A 22359-nucleotide genomic window follows, 5' to 3' on the forward strand; every position below is an offset into this window, starting at 1 on the left:
CCACAGCGACGACGCAACTTGTACCTGGACCACCGAGCGGATCCTGGCGCTCGGGGCGACCACGGACCTCGCCACCGCCGCCGCCATCCTCGGCATATCCCGCTCGGCGGCCTACAAGCTGGCCGCCCGCGACGCCTTCCCGGTGCCACTGTTCCGAGCCGGCGCGTACTACCGCGTGCCGACCGCCCCGATCCTGCGAAAACTGCACCTCGAGTCCCCGCCGGTACCGACATCTGGTGACACCGGCGGGGCGGGCGCCGACGAGGACGACGGGTATTCGGGCGGGACCAGAGACACCACGGGCTGCAGCCCTCCGCCGTGACCCCGCCGCGGGTAGGACACCCCATGCGCAGCTCCGTATGTCGTGCCGGCGCAGCCGCCGACTACTGCTCGACGACCCCGGAGAGGAGCCGGACGAGTGCGCGGCGCAACACCCGCTCGATGTCATCCACGACGGCTGACAGGTCATCTGTCGGCTGGCCGGTGAGGGTGCGCAGTTCCCGCCTGCTCGGGTCGTCGCCGTGCATCTCGTCGTTGCGGAGCCGGTATCCCAGACGCAGGAGGGCCTCGAGCCGCTCGGGCGGCGCCTGCAGGACAGGGCCGTCCGCCAACAGCATGGTCGCTCCGGCAACGACCTTGTCCTGCTTCCAACGATCCGCTGGCAGGCCTGGCAGTTTGATGAACAGCACTTCGGCGCAGACGATCAGGTCGATGAGCCGGTCGGTCGGCACCCGGTCGGCCCCGGCCAGGACCAGCCGGCGCAGCGCGGTCTGCAGACCCCGGTTCTCCCGGACCGCGGGATGCGCGAGGAGGCCGTACACCTCGCGCACCGCCTCCACCTGCTCTCGCCCAAGGATCGTCGGTCGCTCCTCGTCGAAGGTGGGCAGCGCCGACAGTGACGCCGTCGGCCCAAGACCCTGGGGAAAGTCGTCGTCCGGTGGGCAGCGGATCGCCCGAGTCGCGGTGACGGACCCACCGCACACCAGCCGCAGCGCAGCCACGAGACGGCTGGCTTGCTCGACCAGCGCGCCAGAATCCGGCGCCGTCGGTTGGGCGGGTACGTCCATGGCCGAGCACACCGGGTACGAGGTGCAGCGGGTCAGGGCCCACTGGTGGAACCGCGACACGGTCACCGAGGTCGGGGCATCGGCGAAGGCGATCGGCACCGCGAGGTAGCCGATCGCGGCGCTCACCTGCCGGTCGCTCATCGCCTGCAGCACCAGGCCGTCCGGCAACGTGACCGCCTCGATGCCCGCGGTGGGGGTGAAGGCGTTGAGCGGGACCACCTCGACCAGCCGCGCCCGCGTGGCCAGCAGACCGTCCTCCAACCTGCTGTACGCGGCGTCGAAGGCGTCCTGGTCGAACCGGTAGCCCCCGACGGCGGCAACCACGGGTTCCAGGACGTGCTTAACCAGCGTCCACCCCAATTGCCGGAGCGTGAGGGCGAACTCCACCCCGACGAGGCAATCCACCCGCTCGCGCAGCACCTCATCGGCGACCACGATGGCCCGCACCGCCCCCATCTCGGCGAAGGTGTCCAAGAACCGGTAGTCGGTGACCCGGCCCGGCATCTGCCAGGCGCCGCGGCGGATCGCGACGAACGACTCCTGCCCGTGGCGGTGCCACTCGCCGAAGTCGGGAACGGTCGCGAACACCGGCACGCCGTCGCGAGCGGCCAAGTCGCCGAGCACCGCCGCCATCAACTGGCCCACTGCCGCATGCAACTTCGGGCGTCGCGCCCGACCCGTCGCCACGTCATCTGTCGCCACCATTGGCCGTCCTCCATGCCCGATCTCACGCGAACCGGACAGGATCCCAGACTCCCCCAGCAGGGCGCATCTGACTTTTGCCGGTCACCGGCCCCAGCGCATGGACCACCCACCGGACCTGGAACCGCGGTGACTTGATCGCGGCCGCCGGTCACGCGTGGATGTCGATCGACCAAACCGATGCCCCACCACCCAGACGAACGGGAGCACCACCTCTGATGCCAGACGGAAGCATCTTCAAGCGTTGCGGCTGCCGCCACCCCGACACGGGCAAGCCACTGGGAAACGACTGCCCGAAACTACGCCGCGCTAACCGCGCCTGGAGCTCCGAGCACGGTCACTGGGCCTACCAGCTCGAACTCCCACCCACCACCGACGGCGGGCGCCGGCAGCTACGCCGCTCCGGCCTTCCCAGCCGGCGTGGCGCCGCCGACGAACTCGACCACGCCCGCGACCTGCTCGCCCTCGCCGATGGTGACCGGCGCCGCCGTACCGAGATCGCCGACCTGCTGCAAACCGCCGTACGCGCCAAACGTCCCCTGCCCGAGGTCGACCGCATCCGCCAGCGGCTGCGCGGTGACGGTGCGCTGGCCGACATGCCCACCGTCGCGGAGTACCTCACCGGCTGGCTGACCCACCTCACGATCGACGCGAACACGCAGCGCGGCTACGAATCGATCACCCGGGTCCACCTGATCCCACACCTCGGGGACATTCCGCTGGACAAGCTGCGCACCACCCACATCCGCGCCATGTTCGCCGCCATCGAGCGCCGCAACGACGAGATCGCCGCCGCGAAAGCGAGCACCGACCCAGCCATCCGCGCGTCCGTCACCGGCGTGCGACCCACTGGTGCGACCACACGCCAACGCATCCGCGCCTGCCTGCGCAAGGCGATCAACGACGCCCTCGCCGACGAACTCATCGTCGGCGCCAACCCCGCCGCCCTGGTCAAGGTCCCCGCCGACCGGCCCCTACCAATCGTGTGGGAGGACGAACGCGTACAGCGGTGGAAGAGCACCGGCGAGGTCCCTGGACCGGTGATGGTGTGGACCGACTCCCAGGTCGTGCGGTTCCTCGACTACGCCGCCGCGCACGCTCCGGACCTGCATCCGATGTGGCACTACATGGCCTACCGAGGGCCCCGCCGCGGCGAGGCGTGCGGCCTGCGCGACAGCGAGGTGCGGCTGCACCGCCGCGAGACCACGATCAACAACCAGATAGCCACCCACGGCTACACCGCTGTGCAGAAACCGCCGAAGAGCAGGGCCGGGAACCGCGACGTCGCCCTCGACGCCGACACGACCAAAGTCCTCACCGCCTACAAGGCCCGCCGGGCAGCCTGGCAACTCGCCGCCGGCGACGCATGGCCCGACACCGGACTGTTCTTCGTCCGCCCCGACGGGCAGCCGTGGCATCCCAACGCCGTCACCCAACGGTTCCGCAAACTCGTCCGCAAAGCCGGGCTGCCCCCGATCCGGCTGCACGACCTGCGCCACAGCGCCGCCACCATCGCCCTCGACGCCGGCATCGACATCAAGGTCGTCTCCGAGCAACTCGGCCACTCCACCACAACCCTGACCCGCGACACCTACCAAAGCGTCACCAAACGGATGCACCAGAACGCCGCCGACGCCGTCGCAAAGAAGATCAACCAGAAACGCCGCAGGGCGGGGTGAAACCACCCCTCACCGCAGCGGCAGCGGACGAGCGCGTGCGGCCGGGCCGGCCCCGGTCGCCCGAGCGAATACGCTCGCGACGTGAGCGGTGACGACCAGATGCTGAGCCGGCGGGGCAGCTTCGACGAGGACCCGGACAACTACCAGGCGGCTCGGCCGGGATACCCGCGGCGGGTGTACGAGGTGCTTGCCGATTGCGGACTGCGACCGGGTGCGCGCGTCCTGGAGATCGGACCCGGAACCGGGCAGGTGACCCGTCCCCTCGTGGACTCCGGTGCGTCGGTGCTGGCGGTGGAACTCGGTGGCCGGCTGGCGGCCCGGCTGCGAACGAACCTGGCCGGCCACGACGTGACCGTCGTCGAGGGCGACTTCACCACCGTGGCGCTGCCCGACGACACCTTCGACCTGGCGGTCTGCGCCACCGCCTTCCACTGGCTGAACGCGGGCGCGGCGGTGCGACGGCTGGCCCGCCTGGTGCGGCCGGGCGGAGGGCTGGCGGTGTGGTGGACGGTCTTCGGCGACCCCGACCGCAGCCCGCCCTGGCGTACGGAGCTGGACGCGGTGCACCGACGATGGCTACCGGGGCAGGGGCGCGGCCCCGCCGGTGTGCCAGCGCCGCTGCGGGTCGCCGAGCGCACGGCGGAACTGCGGGCAGGTGACTGGTTCGGCCCCGTCCAGGTCGAGATGATCCGCTGGGAACACCAGCTGACCCCGCACGGCGCGCGCGGGCTGTGGGGGACCTTCCCGAACGTCCGCGAGTTGAGCACTGACCAGCGCGAGGCGTTCCTCGACGGCGTCGCCGAGGTGGTCGCCCGCCAACCCGGCGCGACGGCGACCGACCACTACGTCACCGCGCTGTACACGGCACCGCGCCGAAACCACGACGCCGATCCAGCCAGCCCCTGAAATCGGGCAGCGGACGCCTGAAGGGCGCCAGCGATCTATGCCCCGTCGACAGGGCCTGAGCTAGCCGGGCCTGCTGAAGCCGGACACCACCACCGAGCCGTTCGAGGAGCTGAACCGAAGCGATCTCGCTGGCGCGGACCTTTCTGGGCTGGCCGCGGACCGAACAGCGGTCATCCCGTCTCCGGGTGGTGGTTGTGCTGCTCGGCGCTAGTGCGCCCAGGCAAGCTGTCCCACTGGTGGGTGGTCAGGTGCGGGCGGTCCAACTGGCGCCGGGCGTGGCGGACGTCGCGATGCGCGTGGAATGACCCGGCGGGCTGGTAGCTGCGGTGTGCATGCGGTACAGGCGGCTGGAATGCGCGCGACGGCGGGGTGGTGGGGATGGACGCGGCGGTGGTCGGCGATGGTCCGGGCGAGGAGTTGCCGCGCGGGTTCTTGGCGGCCGTGTTCGTACAGAACGACGGCGAGGGTGGCTTGGGCGGCGAGGGTGGGTAGTGCGTAGGGTCCGTCGGCTTGGGTGTGGTGGCGGATGAGGTCGCTGTAGCAGTCGGCGGAGTCGGTGAGGTTCCCGGCGGCGCGATGGGTGGCGGCCAGGACGCGCAGGGCAGCGCGGACTTCCGGGTTGGTGGGGTCGCGGAGAAGGTGGCGCAGGCTGCGGTGCCCCCACCGGGCCCAGGGCAGCGCGGCGGCTGGTTCGCCGCTGGTGAGGGTGAGGGTGGCCAGGAGCGCGGCGGCGCGGGCGGTCGCGGTGTCCAGGGCGAGCCTGCCGCTGGTGGGGTCGATGTGCAGGAGCCCGCTGTGCAGGACGTCGATGGCACGCTCGGGCGTGTTGTCGGCGGCGTGGCGCTGGGCCAGGTGCAGACGCTGGGCCATGGCCATCATCGGGCCGGTGACCTGCCGGGAGACGGCCCTCCAGGTGATGTGCAGGTCTGTGCCGGTCGCGCCGACGGTGACGCGTTGGATCGGGCCGAGCGCGTAGGAGGCGGCCTGGGTCGTCTTGCCGGGTGGGACGAGGTGTGGGGTGCGGTGCAGGACCACGGCGGCGACGGCGCTGCGGATCTCGTCGGCCGACACCGGTGCACGCCCGCAGGACGGCGCGCACAGGTAGGCCCTGCCAGAGCCGGGCAGATGGATGAGGATCATGGAACGTGCGCAGGTGTGGCAGGCCAGGAGGTCGGGTGGCACGGGTGCGGCCTGCACGGCGCGGGCCCGCGAGACCCATTTCTCGACCGTCGCCGGCGACAGGCCATGGCCGCGGGCCACGTCCCGCAACGCTCGGCGCAGGCCATCAACTGCGGCGTGCTCGATGCTCGCGGCGACCACATCGGCGACAAAGGCGGGTGTCCACGCGGCGAGGACTGGCGTCCGCGTCGGCATCTGCGTTCCTTCCTGCTGTTCGTGTTCGTGTTCGGGCGGTCGGGCAGCAATGCTGGGTTTGTGCAGGCGGTCACGACCGAGGGCTGCTGCCGATCTGGGCGGAGGGTGTGGCCGGCGGCGGCAGCTGGGGGACTGCCGCCGCCGGCCACATCGGTCGCCGCTGCCGTCCCTCTACGGGCGGGCGACCGGCTTGCACGCCCCGACGTGGGCTCAGCGCAGCTGGCGGGCGCAGAGACGGGGGGACGGTCGGTGAGAGCTGTGACCTCGGCGTCTGCACCCTGCCTAGCGTTGCGCGTCGGACTGGGGGCACGTCGGCGCGGTGACGGTCGCCGGCCTGGCGGTGTTCACGGGCCAGGATCCGGGAGCCGGGTGAGGGTTGCGGCGCATCGGGGCGATGACCGGCCCGTCGGGCAGGGTGAGCGCGGGTCTCGGGAGGTAGCCGTGCCGGCGGTACACGTCCTGGCTGTCGGGCGTGGTTTCGGTCCAGGAGGGCATGTCGATGCGGTCGAGGCGGCTTTCGTGGTGGGTGAGCATCGCCGCGCCGATGCCGCGTCGCCGGGCGGCGGGAAGGACGGCGAGAACTGCCAGGTGGTAGTGAGGTTCGGTGGGTCGGACCTGGGTGAGTAGTTGGTCGAGGAGTTCGAACTGGCGCGCGTGCGGGCTGGCGGCGTCGGCCAGTCGGCTGCGGTAGTTCGACGGTGGCGGGATGCTGCGGTAGCGGTGGAACCCCATCGCGGCGGCGCTCAGGTCGTCGGTGATCTGGATGTCGCCGAAGAACATGGCGTGTTCCACCCAGATGACCGCCACGTCGGTGAGGATCCGCCGCCGGCAGGTCGGGTCGGGCACCAGCCACTGGGCGAGCGGGCCGGAGTGCAGGGCGTGGGCGACGAGCGCGGCGACCGGTTCTTTGTCCGCCCACCGGGCGGTACGGATACGCGGATTGACGTCCATGAGATGCCTCCAAGGGCAGCGGATCGGGTGGGATGGCGCGGGGCTCACCGGTAGGCGGCGGTGGCGAGGTCACCGACGGCGGCATCGACCGCGGCGGTGATGTCGCGTACCTGCCGGTGGTGCTGCGCGGCGATGGTGCGCAGTTGCACGGTGAGGGCGGCGATGTCGTCGGCGAGGTACAGGTGGTTGGTCAGGCCGAGGGTCGCGATCAGGCCGCCGAGGGCGGCGGTGTGGTTGTCGGGCTGGTCACGGCCGGTGGCGATGTAGTGCAGCCGGGCGCGGGCGACGACCGGCCACTTGAGGTCGGCGGGCAGGTAGCGGTCGGTGCGGGCGAGCCCGCCGAGGCGGCGACGTACGTCGTGGCGCAGGATCCCGCCGGCGTGCAGTCCTGCGCGGGTGCGGTCGTACAGGTCGTCGGCGAACCCGCGCAGCCACCCCCGCAGCGGTGGGGTCGGGTGGGCGTAGCGGATGGAGGCCAGGGCGGTGTCGGCGATCAGATCCCCGACCGGCCGGTCCAGGTGCAGCCACAGCCGCTGCTCCCCGCCCGGCCCGGTGTCGTCGGTAGTGTCGAGGGCGATCCGCCCGGCCAGGAACAGGTCGATCAGCACCGCACCAGCCAGGCCGAGGGCGAGGGCCTGGCGGTGGATGTGCGGCTGGCCGGTGTCGTCGTCGTGGCCCAACAGGAACAACTCGTCTCGCAACGGCAACTGCGGGATGGACGAGGTCATCTGGATCCCGTCCCCTACCGTGGCCCGCCGGCGTGGTGCCGCAGGCGGGCGTGCACCCCGCCGTAGGCGGCCTGCGGCCGCGGAAGCAGCAGCTTGCCGACGGCGGCGAGGACCGTGTAGTTCGGGTCGCAGACGTTGCCGATCGGCGCCCTTCCCGCCTGCGATACCAACTGGTACGCGTCGAGCTGCTCCAGGCCGGTGAGGTCACCCACCCAGCCGACCATGTCGCGGTGCGCGACCCGGTACGCGTCTTCCAGGGGACGGGCGCAGCCAACTGACATGATCGACGTGTCGGTCTCCAGGCGGGGCCACACCGTCGGGACGCCTTTGATGACCTCGATGATCAGGGTGGTGGTCGTGGCGATCTCCACCCCGACGCCGCAGGCCTCACCCTCGCCCTGGAGGGCGTGGCCGTCGCCGAGGGCGAGCAGCGCCCCGTGCACATTCACCCCCAGGTACAGGGTGGTACCGGCGCGCAGCTCTGGTGTGTCGAGGTTCCCGCCATGGCTGTCGGGCACGATGGTCGAACGCGACTCGAAACCGCCCGGGGCCACGCCGATGGTGCCGATCATCGGGGCCAGCGGCAGGTCAACCGTGTGGTCGCTGTCGGTGGCGTGAAAGCGGACCGAGCCGGCCTGCTGGTCGATGTCGTACACCCACACCCGCTCCTCGAGAGGCGGCTGCAGGGTCGCCGTATGTGAGGTGGAGGTCAGTGCCCCGAAGTGCGGGAACGTCGAGGAGACTCCCCAGTCGCGGGCCGGAACGATCGAGGCGAGGTGGACGGCGAGGGTGTCGCCTGGCTCTGCGTCCTCGACGAAGAACGGCCCGCACACGGGGTTCAGGTAGGGCATGCGGCACACCTGCGACGGCAGGTCCGCCGGGCCGCGGACGAGGCCGCCGAAGCAGTCCTCGGTGTGCACCTGCAGGATGTCACCGGAGCGGACGTGGGCTACGGGCATCCGGCCACCGAAGGTGTAGGCCAGCTCGTCGCGGGCGGGCCGGTAGCTGATCGCGTCCATGGTCGTCACACCCGCTCGACGTGGCGGGCCTGCGGCTGCGCGGGCGCCAGACCCGACAGGGCGGGCCGGCGACCGGTCAGGTACAGGCCGGCGAGTACGACCACGCCGAGAGCGAGCCAGGCCAGACCGAGGCGCTGCGCGGCGATGTTGGCGTTGACCACCACGTAGGCGAGGATCGCGAACCCGATCCCGGGCATGACCAGGTGCGCCCACCAGTTCCCGCTGCGCTGGCGGATGAGGTGGTGCACGACCACGGATACGTGCAGGACCAGAAAGGCGACCATCGCCCCGAAGTTGATCAGCGACGACAGCAGCGTGATCCCGTCCGCGCGGGTGGCCATGTACAGGCCGAGCACCAGGGACACGGCACCGGTGAGCAGGGTCGCGTCGATCGGCACGTTCCGGCGGATCGAAACCTTCGCCAAGAAGGCAGGCAGTTGCCGGTCCCGGGCCATCGCATACAGCAGGCGTGAGGTGGCGACCTGGGCGACCATCGAGTTCGGCAGGCCCCACGCGATCGCGGTTGCTACCGCGCACAGGGTCGCCAGCCACCCTCCGCCAGCCACCTGCGCGGCGTCGTAGAAGGCGGTGCCGTTCGGATCCCCGTCGCTGAGCAGCGAGGCCGGCTCGGGGACGAGCATCGCGGCCAGCCAGGTCTGGGCGATGAACAGCACCCCGGCCAGGATGAGGACGGCGGCCATGGCCCGGCCGATCTGCCGGGAACCGCCCTTGGTCTCCTCGGCCAGCATGGAGATGCCGTCGAAGCCGAGGAAGGACAGCACCGCGATCGACACCGCACCGGCGACAAGCGACCAGGTGAACGTGTCGGAGTTGTAGAACGCGTCCCAGCTGAACCTGCCCCTACCCGAGGCAAGAGCCCAACCGGCGACAGCGAGGAAGACCGCTAGGACGACCAACTCACCGACCAGCATCACCCGGGTCACCATCGCGGTCATCCGCATCCCGACAGAGTTGACGACCGTGTTGACCGCGACGAACCCGAGCAGCCACAACCAGACCGGCACCGCCGGCACGGTGGCGTGCATCGCTACCGACGCCACCAGGTACAGCAGACCCGGCACGAGGACGTAGTCGAGCAGGATCACCCAGCCGGCCAGGAACCCGACCGGCGCGCTGATGCCCCGGCCGGCGTAGTTGTAGACGCTTCCCGACATCGGGAACGCCCTGACCATCTGCGCGTAGGAGAACGCGGTGAACACCAACGCCACCACACCGACCGCGTACGCCAGGGCCACCATCCCGCCGGAGCCGGCGTACACGCTGCCGAAGATCGCCATCGGCGCGATCGGCACCATGTACACCAGGCCGTACGCGACCAGGTCCCGGAACCGTAGTTGACGGTTCAACTCCTGTCGATAACCATATTTGGAGAGGTCATTCTGGGAACTCATCAGACTCCTCAAGCTTTTTGGGTCCTGGCTAATCACGCTATTTCGCAGCTCATTCGTCAGCGAAGGAAAATGCTTCTTCGATCTTGAAACGCCACAAACGATTTCGTCGAGCATGCGAACGGGTATCTCGGCAACGAGAATTGCTCACCGGGCTAGGTGAGTCGATACCGTTGATGCGGACATACGGTGTTGTCCGCATGCAACTGTCCGCGTAGCGTTCGACCACGTACGGTCGGACCTGTCCGGATCCGGCAGCGACGGACAGACGGCAACCAGGAGTACCGGTGGCGCAAACTCCACGACAGCTGAGCCCGCATCGATCGGCGCTGCATGGATTCGGTGCCGCGCTTCGGCAGTGGCGCGAGCGTCGCGGGCTGTCCCAGCGTGCCTTAGGTAGGCTGGTGCACGTCAGTGGGGACCTCATCGGCAAGGTGGAGAAGGCCGAACGTTGGCCGTCCGCCCGCTTCGTCGAGTCGTGTGAGGGCGCATTGCAGACAGGTGGCGAGCTGGTCCGCTTCCTGGCAGACCTGGAGAGTGCGCGCCGCCTCACCAGTGTCGGCTACCGCTTGGCCGAGGGTGCGGAGGGCCAACTCCGGGCGCTCATCGATCACCCCGACAAGACCGACCTGCTCCGCTCGTGGCACGAGCAGCTCGCCAGTCTGGCCGTTGCCGGAAACCGCACCGGATATGTCGGGATGGCGTCCACTGCCCATGCGCAGATTGGCGTCGCAGCCGCCGTCGGGCGGCGAAGCCGTTCAGCCGACCGCCGAGACGTACTAATCGTGCAGGCGCTGTGGGCGGAGTTCCTCAGCTGGATCGACGAGCAGGGCGACGCCGCCGAGGCTGACGCATGGCTGCGACGCGCCCAGCGGCACGCCGTCGAAGCGAACGCGTCGACGCTTGCCAGCTATGTCCTAATGAGGCAGAGCCAACGAGCCCTTGAGCGCTTCGACCCGCGTAATGCTGCTGCCTTGGCGCAGCGGGCACTGGACGAAGTTCGGTTGCCAGGCCGCATCCGCGCTCTACTGCTGGTCCGCCAGGCCCAGGCCTACGCGATGGGAGGTGACCAGAACGCCTGCGCAGCCACCATCAACCAGGCGCACAGGATCGCCGGCCGCGCCGATTGGGGCTCGGCGTTGCCGGTCGATGTTGGTGCCCACTGCGACCTGGTGTATGTGGCTGCCCACGAAGCGCAGTGCCGTCTGCTCCTCGGTCAACCGGCGGCTGCCGCCGATCTCTACGAGCAACTCCTACGCCAATGGCCAGATCAGTGGCGCGTCGATGAGGCCCTGTGGCGATCGGCCTTGTCCACCGCCTACGTCAACAGTGGCGACGTTGAGCGCGCAGCGGTCGAGGCCACCAACGCATTGGCCTTGGCCACGGGTACCTCGTCCGCGCGGGCTCTGCGCTGGTTGAACCCGACAGCGGTGGCCCTGCGCCAGCAGACAGCCGTTCCGGAGGCGGCGGCCTTCGTGCGCGACTATCGGCAGGCCACTCTTGAAGCATGCAACCATTAGCCCGTGGATCTGATCACGACGGCGACGAGCACCGAGGAGTCCGAGCGAGCGGCGTCCGTCGCGGTCCTTCCGGTCGGGAGCTTTGAACAGCACGGTGCCCACCTGCCGCTGCTGACGGACACTATCGTGGCATGCGCGATCGCGAAGGCAGTCGCCGAGCGCTACGGGCTCTTTCTGCTGCCGCCCGTGACGATCTCCTGCTCCCACGAACACGCGGCGTGGCCTGGAACGGTCAGTATCAGCGCCACCACGCTCGCCGCCGTGGTCGGTGACATCGCCGGCTCCCTGCGTCAATCAGGCATCAATCAGCTCGCTGTGATCAACGGGCACGGCGGCAACTACGCGCTTGCCAACGTCGTTCAGGAAGCCAACGTCGCCGGACCGAGGATGACTTTGTTCCCCTCTCGGGCCGACTGGGACGACGCCCGAGCGGCCGCAGGCCTACACAGCACAGCTCACCAGGACATGCACGCGGGCGAGCTCGAGGTTTCGCTGCTCCTGCACGTCGCGCCAGAGGTGGTGCGTGACGGCTTCCAGCATGCCGACCATCTAGCGGACGATCGGCGTCACCTCCTCACGCAGGGCATGAGTGGCTACACCACCAGCGGCGTCATCGGCCTGCCGTCCCACGCCACCGCAGCCCAGGGCAAAGCCGTACTCGAAGATCTCGTTCGCTCCTTCGCCGACCATCACGGCCTCCTGTTGAGACACAAGGGATGATCAGGAGTGATGCTGAACGGGAGCTGTTGTCCGTATCGACTTTGCCCCCGGGGAGAGCGATCGGGCGGAGGCAGTTTGCGGGTTGCTCCGGGGACAGGGGAAGGGGCGCGGCGCTCGGACGTAGAGTCGGCCGTCTAGGCCCGCACACCGGTACGAAAGACCTGGCAGTCCCGGTGTCCCGGCGACCGATTGACTAGACCGCCGTCGTCCGCCCCGCGTGCAGTTGTTCGAGGAGGACCCGTGAGGCCGGCTGACAGGATCGCTGAAGTGTCGGTGGAAGACGCCGTCCGCGCCTCGGTGAGCTACGACCAACTGCGTATGGGTGATGACGCCCTGTACTGGCTGGAGACCCGTCCTGACGCCGGCGGGGGCACAGCGGTGACACGGTGGCGGTCCGGCGAGGGCATGCGTGATGTCAGTCCGAAGGGCTTTGATGTCGCCAGCGGCGTTCACGCGTACGGGGGTGGATCTTTCGCTGCTGCCGAGGAGACGCTGTGGTGCGTCGGTCGAGATGGCCTCTACCGGAGTCGTCGTTCCGACGATCAACTCGAATTGATCGCTCATGGATCCTTCGGTGACCTGACGGTCGGCGACGGCGAGTTGCTGGCTGTGCGGGAGTCGGGGCAGGGTGACGAACTCGTCGCGTTGTCGCTCACCGGTGCTCCGACGGTGCGAACTCTGGTCTCGTCGCCGGGGTTTCTTGGTGCGCCTCGGCCGGGTCCGGGTTGGTTGGCCTGGACCAGGTGGAGCGAGCGCGACATGCCCTGGGACGCGTGTGAGATATGGGTGGCGTCCTACTCGCCGCGTCATCAGGTCGACGGCGCAGTGAGACTGGCCGGCGGTCCGAATGAGTCTGCGGTGGAGCCGCAGTGGGGACCCGGCGGGGCGTTGTACTTCGTTTCGGACCGCAGCGGCTGGTGGAACCTCTACCGCTGGGACGGCCACGGGGTGGAGGCGGTGGCGCCGATCGCGGGTGAGTGCGCCGCGGAGCCGTGGGAGTTGGGTTACGCGTCGTATGGCTTCCTCGACGATGGTCGGATTGTCTTGATCGTGCAGGAGGGGCCGCGACACCGCCTTCTCGTCATCGAGACCGACGGCATTGTTCGCCCGGTCGACCTGCCGTACACGTCGATCAAGCCGTACCTGGCCGTTCGAGGGACGACGGTGGCGTTGATCGGATCATCGCCGACCGCAGCCCCGCAGATCGCGCTCGTAGACATGGCTGACGCTGACCCCCAGGTGAAGGTGCTTGCCAGGCCGGAGCACGCCGCACTCGACCGCACGCGCGTATCGACCCCAACGGAGCTGCGCGTCCGAGTGGCCAGTGGGCGGGAGGTCCTTGCCCTGGTGTATCCGCCGACGGGCTCGGCGGCGGACTGGCGGGCACCGTTGATCGTCCGGGCGCATCCCGGGCCGACTGCGTCCTGCCAGCTGCGCCTGGACTGGCAGGTCCAGTTCTTCACCAGCCGCGGGTTCGCCGTTGTTGATGTCGACTACCTGGGTAGCACCGGGTACGGCCGGGTGTTCCGGGAGTCGCTGTACGGCCGGTGGGGTCTGGACGATGTCGGCGACTGCGCGGCGGTGGTGGTTCACCTACTATCGACGGGACGGGCGGTGCCGGGTCAGGTGTTCATCCGTGGTGCCAGCGCCGGCGGATACACCGCGTTGCACGCGGTGGCCCAGGACGGCCCGTTCGCCGCTGCCACCGCCGTGTCGGCGATCGTGGATCCTGACCAGTGGGCGCAGACGGTGCCCCGGTTCCAGCGGGCGCACGCGATGCGGCTGCGGGGTGGTGCCGGCCGGGTCCGTGCCGCTGCTGTCCAACGGCCGGTGCTGCTCATTCATGGCACCGTCGACGAGGTGGCCGTGGTCGAGGATGTCCGCGAACTCGCCGACGAGTTGACGTCTCTCGGCATGGCACCTGAGGTGTTGCTTCTTGCCGATGTCGGACACTATGTGGCGTCGTCCCGTCGAGCGGGCGCGGCGCTGGAGGCGGAGCTGGGTCACTACCGCTCGGTGATGGCGGATGCGGTTAACGACTAACGGGGGCTACACGGCCGCCAGCGGTAGTCGGTGACGCACGTACTCGCCGAACTCGCGGACCTCCGGCTCGCACCGGTAGGGCTCGAGGTCGGCCTGCACCTCAACGATGCGCTGCAGGCAGCGGTGTGAGGTGGTTCGTGCGGCGTGGTCGACTGCCTCGCGTGCGGTGGCGCAGGCATCGTCGATGCGGCCGGCGGTGGCCAGCGACGAGGCCAGGAGCGCGGTGTCGATGGCGAGTCGTCGGACGTGGGTGGGGCTCAGGGCGGTGAGGGCGTCGCCCAGGTGCCGTTGGGTGTGCTGCGGTCGGCCAAGGTCGTGGAAGCAGTGGGCGATCTCGTCGGCGAGGTACGCCGCGTCGAAGTACCCGATCCACGCCGGCTCGTCCTTGGGCTTGGCACGGTCCAGTTGCCTTTCCGCGATGTCGAGGTGGGTCAGGCAGTCGTCTTCGCGTCCGAGGCGGGCCTGCGTGCGCGCCACCACTGCGTGCAGCGCGGCTGCCACGGCGGGCGTCGCCTGGGTCTCGCTTCCTCTCACGGCCGTCAGCGCCATCCGGCGTGCCGGCTCGGGTTGGCCGCAGTGCAGCGCGAGGTGGCCGATGTTCACGGCGAGCAGATAGCTGCCGTACAGGCGGTCGCCGGCGGCTTCCGTCAGACGTAGAGCGCGGAGGTAGCGGCGCTGGGCGAGGCCATGGGCGCCGGTGTCGACCGCCTGGTACCCGCAGAGCTCGAAGAATCCGGCCGCCAGCGTGTAGAGGTGCCGGCCGACAGTCTCGGAGGTGGGAGTGTTCGCCAACAGCCGGTTCAGTTCGCCTTCGACGTATCGCTGCACCTGCGCGTGGACTCGTCCGGCACCGTGGGTGTGGTCCAACTGCCGGAACATCGTCAGAGCAATCTCCGCCGCATGAAGATCCTCTTCGTCAACCTGGTCAGGCGAGCCGGGTCGTCCGACCACGGGCGGCCGGGGGTCCGCCGCAGCGTTCAGCCAGTCAAGGGCGGCGCGATCGAGGACACCGGGCTGGAAGGGAACACGGACGACCATGCCCGCCACCCCGGGCTTCTCCTTCAAATGGGTGGGCAGCAGGGTGTCTGCGTTGCCAGAACCGCTCGGGGAAGTTGCCCGCATGTTCTCGCTGTTGCGACTTTCCTCGAGAAGAGGCAGCAGGCGGGTCAAGGCCCCTCCGGCTTCCAACGCCCTATCGCAGGCCTCGACGAATTCCCGGGATGGGAAACGGTCCGCTGTCTCGATACGACGCACCAGGTCGGCGCTAAAGCGGATCATCGCGCCGAGTCGCGCCTGGGAGAGGTTGGCCCGCTCCCGCAGCCGACGCAGCTCGGCTCCGAAGAAGTGGCGCTCGGACAGGGACGGCTGGAGCATCCGCGGGGTCTGGCCCATAGCACCGCCTCCTCGTGACTGTTCGCACCACTATGGCGATGATCAGCGTGACTGTCGCGCACCTAGGGTCGCTCGGTGTTCAGTGCGGCGCAACCACGAACACCGAGATGCACAGGTACGAGAGACGCTCACCGGTGGCGCACATGCGGACAGCCGCTTCGTCCGCATGCTCGGCATTCACTCCACCGACTCGACGGGCGATTGTGGAGACGTCCCGTTGGCTGCTCGTCAGATACGCCACCGACTTAGCACGGGAGGCTGCAGTGCAGGAGGAGTCCGCTCCGCGCCGAGATCTTGATAAACGGCGGCACCCCGGCCTTCCCGCCGCACGAACGATCATGCCTATGGGCATCTGGGCGCTTACCCGGGCACCCATGAGCGCCAGTAGGAGGAACCTTCGACCGGCACCACATCGACGTGAGATACCCGTGTGACTTGGCGAGTCCAGCGGCTTGACGCTCTGTTGAGCCCGAGAAGAGCGGTACGGCGGACCACCCGATCGGGAGGTCCTGATGGAGAGGGAGAGCACCGGAATGAGTGTCGACACGGCGAGCGGCGAGGACCTCCATGCCGCGATGGTCGATCAGCTCGTCGCTGATCACATGGAGAAAGGGCTGGTCATGCGGCCCGAGGTGGAGGCGGCACTACGGTCCGTGCCACGTCATCTGTTCACTCCGGATGCCGCGCTAGCGGAGGCGTACCGGGCCGACCAGGCCGTGGTGACGAAGCGGATCGGCGACGAGGCGGTCAGTTCGGTGTCGGCGCCGTGGCTCATCGCGGAGATGCTCGGTCAGGCCGCCGACGCCGTCGACGGTGGGCTGGCCGGCCGGCACGTCTTGGAGATCGGTTCCGGCGGATACAACGCCGCGCTGCTGCGCGAGCTGGTCGGCCCGTCGGGCTCCGTCACGACCATAGACATTGATCCCGAGGTGACCGGCCGGGCCGCTGCCTGCCTCACCGCGGCGGGTTACGACGACGTGGCCGTGGTGTGCGCGGACGCCGAGCAACCGGTCAACCCGGGCCGTTCATACGACTTGATCATCGTCACGGTCGGCGCATGGGACATCTCACCGGCCTGGACCGCGCAGCTCGCCGAGAACGGAACGCTCGTCGTGCCGCTACGGACGTTCGGGATGACCCGCTCATGGGCGATGCGTCGGACCGGCGATCGGCTGGTCAGCCGCAGCCAGCGGTTGTGCGGGTTCGTGTCGATGCAGGGCGTCGGGGCACATCAGGTGCGGTACGTCGACATCGCCGATGGGGTTCACCTGCGGCTGGACGAAGATCAGCAGGTCAATCGCCTCGCGGTCGGTGAGCTGTTGGCGCAGCCGCAGCCGCAGACGCAGGCATGGGCCGGGGTGAGCCTGCCCCCTCGTACTGTCCTGGCTGACCTCGACCTGTGGCTGGCGTCCCGCATCACCGATGCGGGACAACTTTTCGTTGTTCTCACGGCTCAGCAGGAGGCCGTGGATTCCGGCGTCGTGGCCCCGGCGTGGCGCTTCGGCACACCGGCCGCCCTTAACAACGGCGCGTTCTGCTACCGCTCGACGCTGCGCTGGAACGACGACGACATGTTTGACCTCGGCGCCTGTGCACATGGGCCCGACGCCGCATCGGCGGCCGGTCGGATGGTCGGACAGATGCGCGCGTGGCTGGATTCGGGCAGCCCTTCACCGGTGTTGCACGTCCTGCCCACTGGTACTCCCGACGGCGACCTGCCGGCCGGGACGGTGTTGGACAAGCGGCACAGCCGCTTCGTCCTCACCTTCACCCCCGCATAGAAGGGAAAGCACGTGAACGACACCGACACCTCGGAGTTCGCCCTGGACGTCAGCCTGGTCGACGCCGGCCCTACCGCCGGCGGCTACGCCACCGCCACCGACGACGGGTGCGGCTCCGGCAACACCGGCTCCAACGCCTGCACCACCAGGTGCGACGGCGGCAACTGACCCATCCGTTCCTCTCATGATCGGGCCCGGCGTCGAGCACGCCGGGCCCGACGATTCGGTGGTGCCTCATGGTTCCCGCAAGCAGTGCGGCGCTGATCAGAATCGCCGCCTACCCCAAGGATCTCGTTCTGCCGCCCTGGCCCGACATGGCCCACGGTCATCCAGATCAGTGGCGTGAGTGGCTGGACAAGACGTGGACGCTGCCCGGATTCGCGGCAGCCGTTACCGGCGCGGCGCCGCAGCTGGCCGACCAGATCCAACGCGCGCTGAGCGGGGAGCCGGTGCCTCGGCAGCGGCTGCGGCGCCTGTTGCAGTCAGCGGTCCGGTACCTACTGCGCTGGACCACCCGTGCGACTCCGTTCGGCACGTTCGCCGGTGTCGCCCCGGTCCAGTTCGGCGCTCGCGCGGCGGTCCGTCTGGACGACGCCCATCGTGCGGTCTCCCGCTCCGACGGCCAGTTCATCACCGAGCACACCGCGCGGGCCGAGCAGGACCTGGCAACTCTGCGCACCGTCGCGGTGGTGACGAACTCGCTGGGATACCGGCGCGGCGACAGGTGGGTGCTGCCCTGTGCCCACGCCAGCGCCGATCGGCGGTGGGACGTCGAGGTCCGCCTGACCAGCCCGATTCGGGCCGCGATCCAGGCGGCGCGGTCCCCGGTTAGGTTCGCCGCACTCGCCGCGACGATCGCCGGGCCTGCCAGCATCGCCGACGCCGAGCGGCTGCTGGCCGACCTGGTCCACACCGGGGTGCTGCTATCGGCCCTACGCCCACCCACGACCGCCACCGACCCGGCCGCATACGTCGCCCGCCACTACGTCATTCCGGAGCCAGGCAGCCGGACCGCCGTCGATCTCCGCGCCGACATCGCGGTGACCCTGCCTCCGCCGGTACTGCAGGAGGCGGAGCGGGCCGCGTCCACGCTCGTGGCGGTAGCGCCACCACCTACCCCCGGATGGGTCGAGTACCACAACGCATTTATCGAGCGATGGGGCCCAGGAGCGGCCGTTCCCGTCCGTGAGGTGCTGAACGTGCTGGGTCTTCCGGCCGGCTACCGGGGATCCACTCGCCGCGCCCCAGCGCTGTTCACCGCCCGCGACCGGCTGCTCGGCCAGCTCGCGCAGCAGGCCGCACTCGACGGCTGCGCCGAGGTGGTGCTGGACGACGAGCTGATCGACCGGCTCCGCTGGAATGACGATCGGCCGCCGATCCCGCATACCGAACTGCGGTTCACCCTCACCGCCGACACCCCGCGCGACCTGGACCTCGGCGCGTTCACCCTGACGGTGCTCAGCGGGTCCCGCCACGCCGGGGTCGCCGCGGCCCGGTTTCTGCACCTGCTCACCCCCTCCGAACTCGCCGGATTCCAGCAGGTCTACCGGCATCTGCCGACTGCCCTGCCCGGCGCGGCCCCGCTGCAGCTGTCCGGACCACCCCTTGACGCCCGCCTCACCGCAGTAGCCCGGACGCCCGAGCTGCTGCCAGTCCTCCCTGTCGGCGACTTCCACCCGGCACCGCCGCACACGATCGAGGACTTGGCGGTGACCGGCGACGGCCGCCGGTTGTGGCTGGTATCGCTGACCACCGGTCAGCCCGTCGAGCCGCTGCTGTTCAACAGCGTCCTGCTGCCTACGCTGCAGCAGCCGCTGATGCGGTTCCTGGCTGAGATCTGGACCGCCTGGACGGCACCGTGCAGCCGGTTCGACTGGGGCCACGCCAGCGGCCTGCCGTTCCTACCCCGCCTGCGGCGGGGACGCACCATCGTGCACCCCGCGCGCTGGATCGTCGACCACACCGCGCTTCCCGCTCAGGGGACAGCATGGGCGCAGTGGTGTGACGCCTGGCGACGACACCGCCTCCAACGGCACATCCCGGAGCAGGTCCTGGTCGGCGATGACGACATCCGCCTACGCCTCGACCTGGACGACCCCGCCCACCTGGCGGTCCTACGCGACCACCTCGACCGGCATCCCCGCACCGTGATCACCGAGGCTCCGGGGCCAGCGGGCTGGATCGACGACCGCCCCGCCGAACTTCTGCTAACCCTCACCCACCCCGCGCCGGCAGCCCGACCAGCCCGACCAGCCCGACCAGCCCGACCAGCCCGACCAGCCACCACTCTGCAGTACTGGCCTGGGCGGTCGCAGTGGCTGGAGGCGCACCTACATGGTCGGCTTGATGACATCCTGGCCGACCTCGCCGGCCGCTCGGCCGACCACCTACCGGCCGGCTGGTGGTTCCTGCGGTATCACCACCCCGAGCCGCACCTGCGGCTACGCATCCCACTACCGGACACCGGCCGGTTCGCCGACATCGCCCGCCACCTCGGCGGCTGGGTGCAGAAGCTGCACGATGACGCGCTCGTCCACGACTACAGCCTGCACCCGTACCGCCCCGAAACCCGCCACGGCGCCGCAGCGACCCTCGCCGCCGCCGAGCGGGTGTTCGCCGCCGACTCCCGCGCCGCCCTGCACCGGCTCACCGGCGACCGACAGGCCGCCACCGCCGCCGGGATGATCGCTATCGCTGACGCCTTCACCGGCGACGGGCCGCGCTGGCTCGCCACCCACGTCGCCCACCGGACCGGCCCTCGCCTCGACCCCGCCCAGCTCGAACACGCCCGACGCCCAGTCCATGACGACCGGCTCGCCGCAGCGCTGGTCGCCTACCGCTCCTTGGTCGCCGATGACGGGCTCGACCCCGACGAGGTGCTCGGTGACCTGCTGCACCTGCACCACGCCCGCATGATCGGCGTCGACCCCACCTCCGAACAGCACTGCCTGCGGCTGGCCCGCACCATCGCCCGCACCACCCTCGCCAGGCTCAAGCCGTGACCGCAGGGCAGTCCCTCGCCGACGGCGCGGCCGGCATCGCCCTGCTGCACCTCGAAACCGGCAACCGGCCGGCAGCGTACGAGGCACTGCGCCATGCCACCGCCGGTGGCGTGAGTATCAGCGACGGAGCCAGCCTCTTCTACGGCGCTCCCGCGCTCGCCTTCGTCCTCGCCGGCACTGACCATCCGGGGCTCGCCCCGGCACGAGCGGTCACCGCCGACGGCACCGCCACAGTGACACGCCGACGACTCGACACTGCCCACCGACGCATCGACCGCCACGAGCAGCCGCACTACGCCGAGTACGACCTCATCCGCGGGCTGACCGGGCTCGGCGTCGTCCTGCGCAGGCTCGGCGATAACGAACTGCTCCGCCAGGTCCTGGACTACCTCGTCCGGCTCACCGAACCGCAAGGCGAGCTACCCGGCTGGTGGTGCTGGAACGGCCCCGAACGCCGCCAGCCACCGCCCCCCGGCGGTCACGCGAACCTCGGTATGGCCCACGGCATCACGGGTCCGCTGACCCTGCTCGCCCTCACCCTCCGCGACGGCATCATCGTCGCCGGACACACCACGGCGATCAACCGCATCAGCCGATGGCTGGACGCCTGGCAGCAGCACACCGACGGCACGATCTGGTGGCCGCAAACCATCACCCTCACCGACCTACACCGCGCAACACCGACCCAAGTAACCCCACTGCGGCCGTCCTGGTGCTACGGCACCCCCGGCATCGCCCGAGCCCAGCAACTCGCCGCACAAGCCCTGCACGACATCACACGGCAGCGCCTCGCCGAGGCCGCCTTCACCACCTGCGTCACCGACCCCGAACAACTCCGACGGCTCACCGACCGAAGCCTGTGCCACGGCACCGCTGGACTGGTGGCCACCGCCCGCCGGGTCGCTTCCGACGCCCTGACCTCGATACCCCTGGCGGCCGTAGAAGATCTCCACCGGCAGACCGCCCCCACCCCCAACGAGCCTGAAGGGCTTCTCATCGGCAAGGCAGGAGCCGACCTCGTCACCGCCGCCACCACCGCCTGGGACGCCTGTCTCCTCCTCACCTGACGAAAGAGCCGCCGTGAACCACACCCCCTGGCACCAGGTCAACATCACCTTTCCCGGCCACACCGCCCGAGAGCGAGAGCAACAGGCGGTCACCCACCTCAGCCGAGTGCTTCCCGCCGCCGAGACCACCGGCCTGATCACCTCCTGGTGGTTCATCCGCAAAGGCGCCTGGCGCATCCGCTACCTCCCCACAAACAGCCCAGACAGCGAAGACAGGGCCCGACGGCTACTCACCGAAGGGGCCACCTGGACCGGCGACATCTACGAACCCGAAACCCACGCCTTCGGCGGCCACGACGCCATGACCACCGCCCATACGCTGTTCCACCACGACAGCCGGCACCTCCTCACCTACCTCCACGAGCACCCCACCACCCGGCGCGAACACTCGCTGATCTTGTGCACCGCCCTGATGCGCGCAGCAGGGCTGGACCTCAACGAGCAAGGCGACGTCTGGTCCCAAGTCGTCGAGCACCGCGCAGCACACCTCAACCAGTCACGCACAACCGATGCCCCAAGGTGGGAGAGGTTCACCGGAGACGTTCGAAGCCTGCTGCTCGGCGCACCTCGCACCCCCGGCGACTGCCACACCGCATTCGCACACGCCGGCGCAGCTCTACACCGCCAACGGGAAAGGGGCACCCTCACCCGTGGTCTGCGGGCAGTAATCGCCTTGCACGTGATCTTCCACTGGAACAGGCTCGGACTACCCGCCACCACCCAGGCCACCCTCGCCCGAGCGGCCCAGGAAGCCATCTTCGGCCTGCCCGATAAAAACCTGCCAGACCCGGTCACGATGGCGACGACGACACCAGTACCGCGGCAAACAGCCCACTACCAGCGAAGACACCGACTCCACCAGGTGCGGCCGGGGGACTGTCAACTTAACGGTGTAACTGGATCTTGATGGGTTACTTGCGGCCTGCGGACAGGCGGCCTTCGAAGGTGATCTCGAAGGCGTTCAGGGCGGCTTTCCAGCGGGTGATCCAGCGGCGTTGA

General features: G+C 69.6%; 17 protein-coding genes and 1 pseudogene. 11 read left to right on the forward strand and 7 right to left on the reverse strand.

The window, feature by feature from the left end; all coding sequences use genetic code 11:
- The coding region (locus F8271_RS18570; RefSeq protein WP_151491029.1) for a DNA-binding protein at nucleotides 1–322 on the forward strand (322 nt) is incomplete at its 5' end.
- A gap of 61 nt (nucleotides 323–383) precedes the next feature.
- Here the strand turns inward: F8271_RS18570 and F8271_RS18575 are convergent.
- Nucleotides 384–1712: a hypothetical protein gene (locus F8271_RS18575; RefSeq protein WP_151491030.1), complete on the reverse strand. Its 1329-nt coding sequence runs from the start codon at nucleotides 1710–1712 to the stop codon at nucleotides 384–386.
- A gap of 275 nt (nucleotides 1713–1987) precedes the next feature.
- Here F8271_RS18575 and xerC point away from each other — a divergent pair, with 275 nt between their 5' ends.
- Nucleotides 1988–3448, forward strand: a complete 1461-nt coding sequence (xerC, locus tag F8271_RS18580) for a tyrosine recombinase XerC (protein ID WP_151491031.1) — start codon at nucleotides 1988–1990, stop codon at nucleotides 3446–3448.
- Nucleotides 3449–3529: 81 nt separating this feature from the next.
- Nucleotides 3530–4354 (forward strand): class I SAM-dependent methyltransferase, encoded by an 825-nt coding sequence (locus F8271_RS18585; RefSeq protein ID WP_151491032.1) that lies wholly within the window; start codon nucleotides 3530–3532, stop codon nucleotides 4352–4354.
- 207 nt (nucleotides 4355–4561) lie between these two features.
- On the opposite strand, the gene F8271_RS18590 is transcribed toward F8271_RS18585, so the two are convergent.
- The 5 genes from F8271_RS18590 to F8271_RS18610 form a co-directional block, all read right to left on the reverse strand.
- Nucleotides 4562–5728 (reverse strand): tetratricopeptide repeat protein, encoded by a 1167-nt coding sequence (locus F8271_RS18590; RefSeq protein ID WP_225854610.1) that lies wholly within the window; start codon nucleotides 5726–5728, stop codon nucleotides 4562–4564.
- A 282-nt stretch (nucleotides 5729–6010) separates the two neighbouring features.
- Complete coding sequence (locus tag F8271_RS18595; RefSeq protein WP_151491033.1) at nucleotides 6011–6679, reverse strand: N-acetyltransferase; 669 nt, start codon at nucleotides 6677–6679, stop codon at nucleotides 6011–6013.
- A 44-nt stretch (nucleotides 6680–6723) separates the two neighbouring features.
- On the reverse strand, nucleotides 6724–7407 hold the full coding sequence (locus tag F8271_RS18600) for a GPP34 family phosphoprotein (protein WP_151491034.1): 684 nt from the start codon (nucleotides 7405–7407) through the stop codon (nucleotides 6724–6726).
- A gap of 14 nt (nucleotides 7408–7421) precedes the next feature.
- Complete coding sequence (locus F8271_RS18605; RefSeq protein ID WP_151491035.1) at nucleotides 7422–8435, reverse strand: acetamidase/formamidase family protein; 1014 nt, start codon at nucleotides 8433–8435, stop codon at nucleotides 7422–7424.
- Nucleotides 8432–9838, reverse strand: a complete 1407-nt coding sequence (locus F8271_RS18610; RefSeq protein ID WP_151491036.1) for an APC family permease — start codon at nucleotides 9836–9838, stop codon at nucleotides 8432–8434. The genes F8271_RS18605 and F8271_RS18610 overlap by 4 nt, the downstream gene beginning before the upstream one ends.
- 284 nt (nucleotides 9839–10122) lie before the next feature.
- On the opposite strand from F8271_RS18610, the gene F8271_RS18615 reads away from it, so the two are divergent.
- From F8271_RS18615 to F8271_RS18630, 3 genes and pseudogenes are all read left to right on the forward strand, one after another.
- Nucleotides 10123–11355 (forward strand): helix-turn-helix transcriptional regulator, encoded by a 1233-nt coding sequence (locus F8271_RS18615; RefSeq protein ID WP_151491037.1) that lies wholly within the window; start codon nucleotides 10123–10125, stop codon nucleotides 11353–11355.
- Between the two features lie 3 nt (nucleotides 11356–11358).
- Entirely contained in the window at nucleotides 11359–12075 is a 717-nt protein-coding gene (locus F8271_RS18620; RefSeq protein ID WP_151491038.1) for a creatininase family protein, read from the forward strand.
- A gap of 888 nt (nucleotides 12076–12963) precedes the next feature.
- Nucleotides 12964–14152, forward strand: a pseudogene (locus F8271_RS18630) (alpha/beta hydrolase family protein).
- Here F8271_RS18630 and F8271_RS18635 read toward each other — a convergent pair.
- On the reverse strand, nucleotides 14125–15510 hold the full coding sequence (locus F8271_RS18635; protein ID WP_151491039.1) for a helix-turn-helix transcriptional regulator: 1386 nt from the start codon (nucleotides 15508–15510) through the stop codon (nucleotides 14125–14127). The pseudogene F8271_RS18630 and the gene F8271_RS18635 sit on opposite strands and share 28 nt — an antisense overlap.
- Before the next feature lie 533 nt (nucleotides 15511–16043).
- Between F8271_RS18635 and fxlM the strand changes: the two genes are divergently transcribed.
- From fxlM to F8271_RS18660, 5 genes are all read left to right on the forward strand, one after another.
- On the forward strand, nucleotides 16044–17291 hold the full coding sequence (gene fxlM / locus F8271_RS18640; protein ID WP_151491044.1) for a methyltransferase, FxLD system: 1248 nt from the start codon (nucleotides 16044–16046) through the stop codon (nucleotides 17289–17291).
- 12 nt (nucleotides 17292–17303) lie between these two features.
- Nucleotides 17304–17459, forward strand: coding sequence for an FxLD family lanthipeptide (fxlA, locus tag F8271_RS18645; protein ID WP_151491040.1), 156 nt, complete (start codon nucleotides 17304–17306; stop codon nucleotides 17457–17459).
- Between the two features lie 68 nt (nucleotides 17460–17527).
- On the forward strand, nucleotides 17528–20293 hold the full coding sequence (locus tag F8271_RS18650) for a lantibiotic dehydratase (RefSeq protein ID WP_151491041.1): 2766 nt from the start codon (nucleotides 17528–17530) through the stop codon (nucleotides 20291–20293).
- Nucleotides 20290–21360 carry a lanthionine synthetase C family protein gene (locus tag F8271_RS18655; protein WP_151491042.1) on the forward strand — a complete coding sequence of 357 codons (1071 nt, stop codon included), beginning with the start codon at nucleotides 20290–20292 and terminating at the stop codon, nucleotides 21358–21360. Before F8271_RS18650 ends, F8271_RS18655 begins: the two co-directional genes overlap by 4 nt.
- A gap of 13 nt (nucleotides 21361–21373) precedes the next feature.
- On the forward strand, nucleotides 21374–22267 hold the full coding sequence (locus F8271_RS18660; protein WP_151491043.1) for a thiopeptide-type bacteriocin biosynthesis protein: 894 nt from the start codon (nucleotides 21374–21376) through the stop codon (nucleotides 22265–22267).
- Nucleotides 22268–22359: the final 92 nt, after the last annotated feature.

Origin of the sequence: Micromonospora sp. ALFpr18c, assembly GCF_008868155.1 — a bacterium.
GTDB lineage: Bacteria > Actinomycetota > Actinomycetes > Mycobacteriales > Micromonosporaceae > Micromonospora.

Bases quoted from the DNA above. Each gene is read 5' to 3' on its own strand.
- xerC (WP_151491031.1), top strand. From the start codon at position 1,988: ATGCCAGACGGAAGCATCTTCAAGCGTTGCGGCTGCCGCCACCCCGAC.
- F8271_RS18590 (WP_225854610.1), bottom strand. From the start codon at position 5,728: ATGCCGACGCGGACGCCAGTCCTCGCCGCGTGGACACCCGCCTTTGTC.
- F8271_RS18595 (WP_151491033.1), bottom strand. From the start codon at position 6,679: ATGGACGTCAATCCGCGTATCCGTACCGCCCGGTGGGCGGACAAAGAA.
- F8271_RS18600 (WP_151491034.1), bottom strand. From the start codon at position 7,407: ATGACCTCGTCCATCCCGCAGTTGCCGTTGCGAGACGAGTTGTTCCTG.
- F8271_RS18610 (WP_151491036.1), bottom strand. From the start codon at position 9,838: ATGAGTTCCCAGAATGACCTCTCCAAATATGGTTATCGACAGGAGTTG.
- F8271_RS18635 (WP_151491039.1), bottom strand. From the start codon at position 15,510: ATGGGCCAGACCCCGCGGATGCTCCAGCCGTCCCTGTCCGAGCGCCAC.
- fxlM (WP_151491044.1), top strand. From the start codon at position 16,044: ATGAGTGTCGACACGGCGAGCGGCGAGGACCTCCATGCCGCGATGGTC.
- F8271_RS18650 (WP_151491041.1), top strand. From the start codon at position 17,528: ATGGTTCCCGCAAGCAGTGCGGCGCTGATCAGAATCGCCGCCTACCCC.